The sequence below is a fragment of the Clostridium sp. D53t1_180928_C8 genome (assembly GCF_015667795.1).
Lineage (GTDB): Bacteria > Bacillota > Clostridia > Clostridiales > Clostridiaceae > Clostridium.
Genome location: NZ_JADPEL010000028.1, coordinates 1 through 12,757 on the forward strand (window position 1 = coordinate 1; position 12,757 = coordinate 12,757).

Consider the following 12,757-nt stretch of genomic DNA (forward strand, 5'->3'; position numbering starts at 1 on the left):
TAGTATACATAGAACTTGAAGAAGGTAAGTATGTAATAAAGTTAATACCTGTAAAAGATAGTTACTCATATATATACGCATATAAGAGATAGGAGGAGAAAGTTATGGATATTATAACAGTAATAAAAGTTGTTGGAACAATACTAACAGTTGTGGCAAGTTCAATAGAAGCAACAAGTAAGAAGTAAGAAGTAAGAAGTAAGAAGTAAGGTATCATCACAATTAATAAGAATAATAAATTAATTGTGATGATATTATAACAATAAGCTAATTTTTTTTTATAACAATAATAAACTACTGTAAAATATCGTTGGAATAGTAGTGTCGATATAACGATAGTGACGATATTTTCAGAAGAAATAAGATTGAGGAGAAATAATAGAAGAAGTCTAAGTAAAGATGTAATTTATCTTAAACATAGGATAAAGAGAAAAATTGTAATTACAATCAATCTAAGTACACCTAAAAAGCAATGATAGCACATCAGAAAGCAGAGATTTTAGAAAATGTGAATAAATGTAGCCATAGTAATAAAAAACTGCGAAGAGATGGTAAATTGAATGTTTTCTAAATAATATTGTAAGCAATAAAGAAAAATCAGTGAATAATAGCCTAACAACTATGCAAGCTAGGATAACAAGGCATGAAAGACTATGAGATGTTGAATGTACAGGAAATCCTAAGCTCAATAATTCCAGTTGAAATCAAGGATAAGTCATAACATATAATATGTGATAGGAAAAACTAAATTCACTAAAAAATAAAAAGAATTGAAATAATAAAACATAAAAATAATGAAAATTGGAACTTGGGAATATGAACTAAGGACTTGGGACTTGGAAAGAGTAACGGGGGGATAGGGGGGCTAAAGCCTTATAATAAAATAAGAATTGAAATAGATTAATAAAAATCTATTTCAATAAAAAATAAAATAAATAATAAAAGATAAATATAATCAGAATAAGTAAATACAATAATAAAATAATTATAAATAAAAATAAATGATTAATAAATTTCAATAATAATAAGTAATAAATAAAATAGAATCAATATATAACGATATAATCAAGAAGATATAATAGCTGTATCAATTAATGCAAATAGAATTAATAAAATCCAATAAATCAATAATAGATAATAAAATCATAATAGAAGTAGATATAAATATAATCTATCAATAAGAGAAATACATAGAAAAACAAATATGTAAGAAGGTAAAAATCAAGAAAGTAAGAATCAATAATAAGAGTAAAAATAAAAGCAAGAAAAAAGAATGGGGAATAGATTAATAAGAAGTTATAATAACTATACCAATTGATATCAATAGAGTTAAGAAAGCCTAATAAATTGCAATAGATAATAAAATCACTCAAAGAGAAGTAGATAAAAATCCAATCTACCAATAAAGAGAAATACATCAGAAAGCAACAATAACATACTAGAAAGCAGAGATTTCAGAAAGTGAGAATAAATAATAACACTCAAAATAAAAACAACAAAGAAAGACTAAATCAACTGTTTTAACTTATGTAATGAAATATATATTATAAATCTGAGTAAAGAGTTAATGTTTCTAATAAAAGAAGCATTAACTATTTTTATATTTTAGGAGGGGTAGATATGAATAAGTCAGATTATAATGGAGTATACGAAGAGTTAGTCGAATTACTAGGATTAGAAAATACATTAAAAATACATAAATATTTCAGAGGTCAACAAGTGAACTTTCCAATGAGATTATATTCTAAAGAGTACATAGAAGAATATCTTATAAAGAATTACAATGGTAAGAACTTGAAAGAATTATCTAAGAAGCTAGATTACACAACTAATTGGTTGAGGAAGATGTTAAATAAGATTGAATTTAGTTAGTGTAGTATTGGATAGATAAAGTTTGTAAGTAGGTCTAACTTAGGTTGAATAGAAGTAAAGAAAATCAACAAGTTGGATGTAAGGACATATTAAATTTCTAAATAGGGGTAAAAAGAGTTACATAAAAAGATAATGTAGGTAAGAAAAGAGTGAAAGCTCTATGCGACCATACGTCCAAGGTCAATGAAATTAATAATAGAAGAAGAAGGTAATAAGTCCTAAATAGAACCAGAATCAAGACTAAGATGTATAATTCCCGTAAATCCCGAAAACCCGTAAAAAATAATATGTCTATAATAAACAGGAGAAAAATAAATAAGTTTTTTATAACAATAATAAAATCTTACGGGATTACGGGGAAAATGGGGAAGTAAGATGAATCCAATAATAAGAGCGTAATAAATGATTGGGGGGAAAGGGGGCAAAGTAGTAGAGAAAAATAAAATAAAAAAATAAAAATTTATATTTTATAAATAAAACTTTTATCTACTTATCTACCTTTCCACCTTTAGTATCTAAGAAAATTGTAATAGAAAATATCGTCATAACCGTAGTACCGATAGTGTCGATATTTTCAGTAGAAATAGGTTAATGATTATAGGAGAATAAAAATGAATATAGATAAAGTAAATAAGATAGAACAGGTTGCTATATACTGTAGAGTAAGCACAATAGAACAAGCAGAAGAAGGATATAGTATAGATGAGCAAGAAAGACTTCTAAGAGATTGGTACAATAAAATGAACTATTCAGTATATAAAGTGTATTTAGATAGAGGAATAAGTGGTAAAGATATAAAAAATAGAGCAGCATTAAAGGAACTTCTAAAGGATTCAGAGGAGAGAAAGTTTCAGATGGTGATTTCTTGGAAGATTAATAGAATCAGTAGAAAGCTTTCAGATGTTCTAAAGATAGTAGATATACTAGAGCAGAATAATATAGATTTCAATTCTTATTCAGAGCAGTTTGATAATAGTACTCCAGCAGGAAAAATGCAATTTCAGATGATGGCATTGATAGGAGAGTTTGAGAGAGGTACTATAGCTCAAAATGTAAAAATGGGAATGTGTGCAAAAGCAAAATCAGGAGAATGGTGTGGAGGTAGAGTTTTAGGGTATGACCTAGTACCAATAGATAGTCAAGAAGGAGCTAAAAGAAGAAAAACTAAATTAAAGATTAATGAAAAGGAAGCAGAAGCAGTAAAATTTATCTTCAATGAATATGGTAATGGAAAAGGATATAAAGCTATTACTAATCAACTGAATAAGCTAGGTTACAAGACTAAGAAAGGAAATGATTTTTCGGTAGGTTCAATACGAGAAATTCTAACTAACCCAGTATACATAGGAAAAGTTAGGTATAATGTAAGACAGAACTGGTCAGAGAAAAGAAGAAGAAATATAAATGCTAATCCAATAATAACAGATGGAATACATGAACCTGTAATAGATGAAGGGTTATGGGATAAGGTACAAGCAATAATGGAAAGTAAGAAAGGTAAGCCTTCAAGAATATATGATGGTGAGTATCCACTAACGGGAATACTAAGATGTCCTAAATGTGGAGCGGGTATGGTTATTTCAAGAACTACCAATAAGTTAGCTGATGGAACTAAGAAGAGAATAGCTTACTACTGTTGTGGAGCATGGAAGAATAAAGGTACAAGTGTATGTAATTCTAATACCATAAGAGTTGATAAAGCTAATGAGTATGTATTTAGCAAGTTATCAGAATTACTTTCTAATGAGAAAATGGTTAAATCTATAGTAAATAACATTAATAAGGAAAGACATAAAAAGATAAATCCAGCTAAGAAGGAGTTAGAAAGAATAGATAAAGAGTTAGAAAAGATAGATAGGAAGAAAACTAAACTTTTCGAAGCATATGAGGAAGAAGTAATATCTAAGGAAGAGTTCAAGGAAAGAAAAGATGAGCTAAATAAAAGAGCGCAAAGTCTTCAAGAGGAAAAAGAACCATTTCTAGTTACACTTTCAGATGATGTAAGTGAAGAAATACCATATGAATTCATAAAGAGTATATTAGAGAATTTTAGTAAAGTTCTAACAGAGAGTGCAACTAGAGAGCAACAGAAGAAGTTGCTTCACATTATAATATCAGAAATAACTATAAATGAAGTAAGGGAGATAGATTCAATAAAATTAAAAATAAATGATAGCTTGGTTGAATATATAAGTAAAGAAGAAGGAGTATTTATAGAGGGTACTCCTTCTTCTTTTATGTTAAGAAATGTTGGAGTAAAGACATTAAATTTAGATATTGCTATATAGAAATAATAGAAAATAAGGGAGTATTGAGAGTGATAATAATAAATATTATAATATAAATTATTAAGAATCTAATTAAAATTTATATCAATAGAGGTACGTATATTTATGAGAATAAGGGTAATGTTATGGATTTTTACTATTATGATGTTAATAGTATATTGTTTCTATGTTTGGCTTGGATTTACAGGAAATATAATGTGGATGCAGAGTTTTAGTGAATCAGTAAGATATCATGGATATGAGTGGAAGAATATAGGTACAATTTTTTACTTATTCTTCTTCTTGGGAGCATTTTTTATTAATCGAAGATTAGTTGAAAAGTTTATGAATACTAAAAGTAGGATATTATTTATTATACCAATAATACTTTTATGGGGGATAGAAATTGTAAGGTTATTTAATATAACATAGAAGATAGAGTATGTTTAGTTTGCTTATATATGAGTAGAGAGCGAAAAGAGAAGTTGTTATATAATACATAATTCTTTTAAACAAAAATTAATATTTAATTAGATAAATTGGAATTTTTAAGTGAGGTGTAATCATGCCATTTTTTGATGATATACGATATAAGAATAAGTCAATAGCTGTAAGCAGACAGAGTTTTAATACGATTGCAATATTGTTTCTAGGTATAGTGTTAGGAGTATTTTCAAAGTTCTTAGATACTACTGCAAGAAATGAATTGCCTTATATACTTGAACATTTAGATGTTACAAACTTTCTTGGAAGATTTGCAATTTGGATATTGATAGCTGTATGCGTCTCAATTTTTAGTAATTCTCCACTCAGAGCATCAATTAATGTGTTTATGTTTTTCATAGGAATGGTATCAAGCTATTATTTGTATTCAAAATTTGTAGCTGGATTTTTCCCAAGTAGCTATGCGATGATATGGTTTGGTTTTACAACCCTTTCACCATTATTGGCATCAATATGTTGGTATGCAAAAGGGGAAAGTAATTTAGCATTTATTCTTTCTGTGATGATAATTGCTGTGCTGTTTAATATGACATTTACTTATGGATGGATTTACTTTGATATGCGTTCAATATTAGAACTTATAGTGTTTATCTGTGGACTGATAGTCTTAAAACGCAATAGTATCAAAGAATCCATTGCAATGTTGATAATAGGAATTGTATTGGCGTTTGTACTTAACTGGATAATTCCATTTCACTTTGGCTAGACAAATTACAGGTTAACTAATAGATAAAATATAAAAACCTCACTTACTGCCAATACGGAGAACCGTATCACAAATAAATGAGGGAAATGGTCTTGGTCAAGTTATTTCAAGGGCTAAGACTATTTTTATTGATGAAAATATATTTACAAATTATGTTATAATTAATTTTAAGTAAAAGATAAAAATGAATTTGTATAGTGATTGAGTTATTTATAAAGAGTGATTACTACAACCCGATATAAGAAGACAATTAGAGTCGGGAAAATATAGGTGTTTGTCAATATAATGTAATTACAGCGATATGGAGAAGGAGAAAATCTTATGAATGGTTGGAATGAAGGAATTACTAATGCAATAGCATATATTGAAGAAAATTTGACTGAAGATATTAATATAAATGAAATAGCCGATAAAGCATATGTGTCAAGTTTCTACTTTCAAAAAATATTCAATATATTATGTGGATTTACAGTAGGTGAATATATAAGGAAGCGTCGTCTGACACTTGCAGCACAGGAACTTTGTTCTACCAATATCAAAGTGATTGATGTTGCGATGAAATACGGTTATGATTCACCAGATAGTTTTGCCAGAGCGTTTGCTAAGTTTCATGGGATAAGTCCTTCTATAGCAAGAGAAAAAGGTAGTAAATTGAATTCTTTTGCACCGCTGAAAATTAAACTTACATTGGAGGGTGGTAATATGTTAGAGTACAAGATTGTTGAAAAGTCGCAGTTTACAGTAATGGGAAGAGCACGAAAGTTTGATAATAAAACTTCCTATAGTGAAATTCCTAAGTTTTGGCAGGAGCATATGGAAAGCGTTGAGAACAAAGTTGTGTGTGGTATGTATGGAATATGTATAGATAGTGATGGAGAGAATTTTGATTATTTAATTGCTGATAACTATATTCCATGGAATGAGATTCCGGAGGGATATGAAACAAAAGTGATTCCAGCAGGTACATGGGCAATATTTCCTTGTCGTGGGTCATTACCAAAAGCATTGCAGGATGTGAACACAAAGATATGGAGCGAGTGGCTGCCGTCTTGTAAGTCATATAAGCTTGTAGGTAACTACAATATTGAGATGTACACACGACCTTGTGAAAATGAGGATTGTAACTATAGTGAAATTTGGGTACCTATAGAAAGAGTGTAACTTTTTATTTATAGTGCCAGTACAACAGTAACGTTAACTAGAGTGATATTTTTATATAACTACAAATTAAAAAGTAATAATGAAAATATTTAAAATTAAATGATATAATATTACAAAAAAATGCAAAAAAACTAGAAATAATATATTTATATTAAGTTATTACATAAGTTTTAAAGTATAAATTAAAAAAATAGATAAAATTGTAATATAATTGTTTACAGAGGAAAGTTTTTTATATATAATATGATAGAAAAGAAAAAATTAAAATTAATATTTGATTTAGAGCGTGTTACCAATAGAGCACTAGCTTTCCTATATTTATAGGAAAGCTTTTTTTTATTCAATTTTTTTACAAATAATACAAATAAATCAATAAAATTTTAATTTTTATTAATTATATGGAGGTAATAATATGAAAGTAAAAGTTAAGAGACTACTAAGTTGTATATTAGCTATTGCATTAATTATTGGAATAGTTCAACCACCTACGGTTAGTGCTAGCCCTATAGTAGAAGCTGATACAACAAAAGAAGGATATGAAATTTATCCTAACCCACATCAAATTGACTACTTAACGGGGGAATTTGTTATACGTAAAGACGTAAACGTAGTTTATGATAGCACAATAGATGCTGTAACTAAAAAGCGTATGACAGAAGTTTTAGAGTCAAAAGATAAGAAGATTACAGTTTCAGAAGAAGTTGTAAGTGGTAAAACTAATATTTTAGTTGGAACATATTTATCAAATGAATACGCAAGTAATTATATACAAGAGAAAAATCAAGTAGATGTAAGCCTATTTGAAAAGAATGATTCATATTTTATGTCAGCAAAAGATGGAGAAATTTCTATCTTAGGTAAAAATACAGATGCTGCATTCTATGGAATAACAAGCTTAAAGCATATATTTAATCAAATGGATGGATCTACTATTAAGAATTTTGAAATTAAAGATTATGCTGATACACCAATACGTGGATTCATTGAAGGTTACTATGGTGTTCCATGGACAAATGAAGATCGTATGTCTTTAATGAAATTTGGTGGAGACTTTAAGATGACAGCTTATATCTTTGCACCAAAAGATGATTTATATCATACTAGAAAATGGAGAGAACTATATCCAAAAGAAGAGTTAGATAAAATTGCTGAAATGGTAAAAGTAGGTGAAGAGACAAAAACAAAATTTGTTTGGACAGCTCATCCTTTTATGGGAGGATTTAACTCAAATGACTTTGATGGAGAAATGGAAAAATTAATAGCAAAATTCGAACAATTATATTCTGTAGGTGTTCGTCAATTTGGTGTTCTAGGTGATGACGTTGGTAGCCTTGATAGACAAATTCTTGCTAATATGATGACTCAATTATCAGAATGGGGTAAGAAAAAAGGAGATGTACATGACTGGGTATTCTGTCCAGTAGGATACAATGCTGGATGGCAAGGTGATTATTCAGAATTAAATTTCTTAGATGCAAACTTCCCTGAAGATGTTCAAATTTTCTGGACTGGTAACTCAGTATGTGCGCCAATTATTCAAAATACATTAGATAATTTTAAAAATCATAGAGCGCCAGAAGGTGTAACAAGAAGAAGTCCATTATTCTGGTTAAACTGGCCTGTTAATGATATCAACATGCATAGATTAATGTTAGGTAAAGGAAGTCTTTTACATACAGATATTAATATTGAAGATTTAGCTGGTGTAGTTACAAATCCTATGCAAGATGCAGAACCATCAAAAATAAGTCTTTTTGCTATAGCAGATTATGCTTGGAATATAAAAGAGTTTAATGAAGATAAGAGTTGGGAAGATTCTTTCAAATATGTAGATGCTAATGCATCAGAAGCATTATATACAATAGCTAAGCATACATCAGATCCTGCTCCGAATGGACATGGACTAGTATTAGGAGAATCAGAAGAGATAAGACCTTTATTAGATGAATTTATTTCTAAATTAAATGAAAATCAAGAAATTTCTGAAGTTGGAAATACTTTAGTAAATGAAATGGATATAATAATTAATGCTTGTGATGAGTTTATTAAAACTAGCACTAATGCAAGAATGGTTGAACAAATTACACCATTTGCTAATTCATTAAAAGATTTAGCTACAGCTATTAAGAGCTATGTTCAAGCAGCAATTAACTTAGAAGCTAATGATAATGATTCAGCTGTACAAAATTTTGCTGAAGGAACTACTTCTTATGAAAATAGCAAATCACATGATAGATTAACAATTGATGGAACTAAAAAGGCTCAACCAGGTTCAAAACGTTTAGTTCCTTTCGTAGAAGCCGTTAGAGATGCACTTTCTGATGAAATTAACTCATTAGTTAATGGTGGAGAAAAGTTAGTATTAACTGCAGAAACAAATATATCAAATGTTTATAATGGTAAAATTGAAAATATTATAGATGGTAAAAATGATACTCATATATGGAATGGAGTATATGAAGCTAAAGATCAATATTATCAAGTTAATTTAAGTAAGCCAACTACAATCTACGGTGTAGATATATTAAATGGTACTAATGGAAAGCAAGAAGATACTTTTGGACATGCTAAAGTACAATACACAACTGATGGTCAAACTTGGGAAAATATAAACAACAAAACTTATGGACCATATGCAGTAAATGTTAAGATTACTGGTGTAGAAATTAAAAATGTTGTTGGTGTGAGATATATCTGTACTGCAACAGATAGTGGTAACAAATGGCCTGCTATGAGAGAATTTAAAGTATTAACTTCTCCAGAAGTAGTAGAAGCACCAACTTTCACAAGTGAAGTAATTCGTACAACTGATGGATGGAGTGTTTATTCTGGACCAGAATCTAATATGTTAGATGGTGATCCAAATACTAGTGTTCACTACAATGTAAGACAAAATACTACACCAGCAAATACTACAATTGCAGGAGACTATGTAGGAGTAAAATTAAGTGAGCCAATAGTTCTTGGTAAAATTAATATTCTTCAAGGACCAAATGCAGGTTCAAATGATTACTTCAAAAATGTTACATTAGAATATTCTTTAGATGGTAGAGAATATACTCCGATAGAAACTTATGAAAACACTAGAGATATAGTAATAGACTTATCAGATAGAAATATTGAAGCTCAATATGTACGTTTAAGAAATAATAGAGATCAAGGAAATTGGATTGGTTTTAGAGAATTTAAAGTTGATGCAAAGATTAACCATAATGGTAAGGTATATACTAATGTAGAGGCTTATAAAGAGCATCCAGCAGATTATTTTAATGATAATGCTAGTATGGTAGGGCTTTCAGATATTACTTTAGAAAACAATCAATATATTGGATTAATGTTAGATCGTATTCATGAATTAACAGAGATTGTTATAAATGGAACATCATTAGAAAATGTTACATTACAAGTTTCTAAGAATGGTTATGAATGGACTAACTTAGATAACAAAACACTAAGTGAAAACACTGATGCAAGATATGTTCGTTTAATTAATTTAGGTTCAGGAGCAGTTACTTTCAATGTAAATGAATTTAGAGTAACTTCAAGGGAATTCGGTAAGCCAACAGTAATTGAAAATAATATGGGAAGAATTTATGCTGGTAAGGTAGAGGATTTATTTGATAAAGACCGTACAACAGCTATACAATTTGAAAGACTTCAAACTAAGGGAGACAATATGATTTTTGATTTAGGTCAAGAGATTGATTTAGATCAATTAAAAGTAGTTGTTCATGACTCGCATAAAGACTATATCAGAGATGGTGCAGTTTATGCTTCAACAGAAAAAGGAAACTGGGGAGATGCTGTATTATTAATAGGTGATCAAGAACCTAATACAACAAATGATGATAGCAATATAAATGATATATTTACAGGGCATGAAATTTCATACAATGTAGCTGAAGCAAGTAATATAAATAAAAAAGCTAGATATATTAAGTTAGAAATAACTCAATCATATGGTCATAGATGGACTAGAATTAATGAAATTGAAATAAATGGTGGAGCATATATTCCAACGGTTAATAATCCAACATTTAAATCAAATGTTTCAGATACTCAAAATGGATTATATGAATATTTAGTTGATGGTGATATTACTACAATGTATATTCCAAATTCAAATGAAGGATACCTTAATTATTCATTATCTGATAATCTTGATGTAAATCATATTAAAGTAATGCAAAATGCTAAGAATATCTCAAATGCACTAGTCACAGCAAGAATTGTAGCTCCTAATGGGGATATACAATCAGTAGAATTAGGGAATTTAAATAAAGGTACAAATGAATTTGTTTTACCTGCTGGAACTAAGATTTTAGATGTTAAGTTTGAGTGGAATGGAGTTATTCCAAATTTAGTAGAATTAATATTTGATTCAACTTTAAATGAAACTGTAAACAAAGATAGATTACAAGAATTAGTGAATGAAACTATAGATACTACAACTTGGACAACTAACACTGCAAAAGCATATAAGGAAGCTATAGAAGTAGCTAAAGCTATACTTAATAATAATTATGCAGCACAAGGAACAGTAGATAGTGCAGTAAAAGAAATAGAAAAAGCAAAAGCTAGTAAAGAAGAAAAGTGTAATAGTGAAGAAGTACAAGCTGTTATAGATGCAGCTATAACAGATAGTTCAAAATACACAGCTAAAACTTGGGCTAATTATCAAAAAGCTTTAAATGCTATTAAGAGTGCTATGGAAGATAGCAATAACTTATCAGTTAAAGAAGCTGAAAGATTAATAAGTGAGTTAAATAATGCAAAAGAAGCTTTAGTTTATAACCCAGCAAACAGAGAAGAAGCTGAAATTACTTTAGAGGATATTAATGTATTTATTGCTAATGTTACTGCTCCAGAGAAGGTTTATACTACAAATTCTTGGACAGCATTAAATGATGCAAAAGCAGAAATTGAGAGATTACTTGAATTAAATAAAACAGAACCTCAAGACCCAGCAGTATTTGAGGCTGCAAAAGAAGCTATATTAGAGGCAAAAAATTCTTTAGTAAATATTACTTCTTTAGTAGCAGTAATTGAAGAATTTGAAGCAATAGTTGATTCAAGCATCTACACAGAAGATTCTTATAAAGCTTATGAATTAAAAGTTACTGAGGCAAAAGAATTATTAATAGACGGTACTGTTGAAGCTATTGAAGCTGCAATAGTTGCTATAACTGAAGCTAAAAACAACTTAGAATTAGTAGGCTCAAGCGAAAGTATTGAAGGATTAATTGTTGAAATTAAGGGATTAAAAAGTGAAAACTATACTACTAATTCATTCCAAGTATTAATGGATAAAGTAGCAGAAGTTGAAGGTATGAACTTTAATAATATGACAGCTGAAGAATTAAAGAACGTAGAAAATGAGTTATTAACATTAAAGAATACTTTAGTTGATGTAACTGCATTACGTGCTCAAATTGAAATCGCTAATGGATTTGATGCTAGTTTATATACTACAAGCAGCTACAAAATGTTAGTAGATTTAATTGCTACTGCGGATGAGTTATTTGTATCTGGTACTGCAGAAACTATACAAGGATTAGTTACTAAAATTGATGAAGCTACTAAGAATCTTGTATTAAGAGTAAACCAAGAAGATGTTAAAGCTTATATCAATAGTATAGAAGAAATAGAAGCAGATAAATATACTGAAGAAACTGTTGCTAAGTATAATGAAGCATTAGCAGTATTAAAAGCTATGTTAGAAAATGTAGAAAATACTTCAGCTACAGAGTTTGTAAGTGCTAAGAAGGCTTTTGAAGATGCAAAAGCTGCTTTAGAGTTAAAACCAGTAGTACCAACACCAGAACCAGGTGATGGAAATAACGGAAACAACCAAGGTAATGGAAACAACCAAGGTAATGGAAACAACCAAGGTAACGGAAATAACCAAGGTAATGGAAACAACCAAGGTAATGGAAACAACCAAGGTAACGGAAATAACCAAAGTAACGGAAATAATAATCTTCCACAAACAGGAGGATTAGATACTAGAAATGTTTTATTTGTTGGAATCTTATTACTATCTTTAGGAATAATAGTTGTTTATTCTAAAAAGTCAAAAGTTAAACAACAATAAGATATTAAATTAAAGTAGATAATTAGAATGTAAAATTGGATTATATCTTTAATATTAAGGATATAATCCAGTTTTTTTTGTTTAAGAGTAATATATTGTAATATATAATGATTATACAAAATATTTAATTAATATAATTATAAAAGTTATTAG

The 12,757-nt window shown here is 28.9% G+C and carries 6 protein-coding genes; all 6 read left to right on the forward strand.

The features are described from left to right. The first annotated feature begins 1,620 nt into the window (after window positions 1-1,620). The 6 genes from I4V51_RS14395 to I4V51_RS14420 all read left to right on the forward strand — a co-directional run bounded on the left by I4V51_RS14395 (window position 1,621) and on the right by I4V51_RS14420 (window position 12,604). Window positions 1,621-1,872 carry a Mor transcription activator family protein gene (locus I4V51_RS14395; RefSeq protein ID WP_032116765.1) on the forward strand — a complete coding sequence of 84 codons (252 nt, stop codon included), beginning with the start codon at window positions 1,621-1,623 and terminating at the stop codon, window positions 1,870-1,872. Between the two features lie 611 nt (window positions 1,873-2,483). After that, window positions 2,484-4,160, forward strand: coding sequence for a recombinase family protein (locus tag I4V51_RS14400; RefSeq protein ID WP_195989128.1), 1,677 nt, complete (start codon window positions 2,484-2,486; stop codon window positions 4,158-4,160). Window positions 4,161-4,265: 105 nt separating this feature from the next. Next, complete coding sequence (locus I4V51_RS14405; RefSeq protein WP_195989129.1) at window positions 4,266-4,571, forward strand: hypothetical protein; 306 nt, start codon at window positions 4,266-4,268, stop codon at window positions 4,569-4,571. Between the two features lie 133 nt (window positions 4,572-4,704). Then, on the forward strand, window positions 4,705-5,349 hold the full coding sequence (locus tag I4V51_RS14410; RefSeq protein ID WP_195989130.1) for a hypothetical protein: 645 nt from the start codon (window positions 4,705-4,707) through the stop codon (window positions 5,347-5,349). Between the two features lie 321 nt (window positions 5,350-5,670). Continuing rightward, on the forward strand, window positions 5,671-6,510 hold the full coding sequence (locus I4V51_RS14415) for an AraC family transcriptional regulator (RefSeq protein WP_195989131.1): 840 nt from the start codon (window positions 5,671-5,673) through the stop codon (window positions 6,508-6,510). 412 nt (window positions 6,511-6,922) lie between these two features. Further along, window positions 6,923-12,604, forward strand: a complete 5,682-nt coding sequence (locus I4V51_RS14420) for a beta-N-acetylglucosaminidase domain-containing protein (protein ID WP_195989132.1) — start codon at window positions 6,923-6,925, stop codon at window positions 12,602-12,604. The last annotated feature ends 153 nt before the right edge of the window (window positions 12,605-12,757 follow it).